General features: G+C 67.1%; 1 protein-coding gene. It reads right to left on the reverse strand.

Features of this window, described 5'->3' with window-relative positions; genetic code table 11:
* Positions 1–57: 57 nt before the first annotated feature.
* A partial coding sequence (locus tag ACSDR0_RS50760) for an IS256 family transposase (protein ID WP_435296159.1) occupies positions 58–1,089 on the reverse strand: 1,032 nt, incomplete at its 5' end.

The raw sequence follows: 1,089 nt of genomic DNA on the forward strand, positions 1-1,089 counted from the left end.
GGTCGCGTCCTCGGAGCGGTGTAAAAGGCTCGACGAGGTAGGTGCCGTGGGTTGATCTTAGGCGGCCTCGGTCGTGGGTGTCACAGTGGTCTCGATAGCGGGACGGAGCTGGGTCGGCGGGTGTAGCAGAGCGCGGCGAAGGTCCTGCAGAATGCGTAGGCCCTGGGGTGTCATGGTGAAACCGCGCCAGCCGCGTGAGGCGCGGTCGAGCACGGCCCAGACCAGGGACACGCACGAGGTCTCACCGGGGAAGCGGCCGATGACCTTGACGCGGCGGCGGGTCTCGCCGAAGGTGCGCTCGATGAAGTTGGAGTGCCGGACGCGCTTGTGGTGCTCGATCGGAAAACGCAGATAGGTGGTCAGACTCTGGCGGTCGGTCAGCAGGCTCTTGACCGCCGCCGGATAACGCCCGCCCCATGCCGCGGCGAAGGCGTCGATGCGGCGCTGGACGAGGTCCACCAGCACCTGACCGGGGGTGATGTCCTCGCCGAGGTCATGAAGGTCGAAGATCTTCCAGTAATCGGCCTTGATCGCGGCTTGATCGGCGGCCGAGACCTTCGAGGCGATGTTGCGCAGGCGGTGGATGAGGCATCTTTGGCGCAGCGAGCGGACGAAGAGCTGTTCAACGGCGCTGATCAGTCCGGCAGCACCGTCGGAGATGACCAGCAGCGGTGGCTTGAGCCCGCGGCCGAGCAGGTCGGACAAGAAGTCGTGCCAGGCATCGGTCGATTCCGATCCGGCGGCGGCCAAGCCGACGAAGACCGGCTGGCCGGCGGTGGTGATGCCCCAGGCGGCCAGTACTGGCTCGGCCCGGGCGCCGTCGTGCATCTTGAAGTGCGAGGCGTCCACGAACAAGTAGTCCAGCTCGACACCGGTCAGGTCGCGTCGGCACCAGGTGTCGTACTCGGTGGTGATGGCCTGGCAGATCGTCGACACCGTCGACTTGCTCAGGGCTGCCTCGGGGCCGAGAGCGTCGGCCAGTGCGCTTTCGACGTCTCGCACGGACAGGCCGCGCACGAACGAGGCGATGACCAGGGTCTCCAGCGCGTTGGTGCGGGTCACGCCGGTGCCGAACAGGCGGGAGGCGAA

Origin of the sequence: Streptosporangium sp. G11 (genome assembly GCF_051192615.1) — a bacterium.
Taxonomy (GTDB): Bacteria; Actinomycetota; Actinomycetes; order Streptosporangiales; family Streptosporangiaceae; genus Streptosporangium.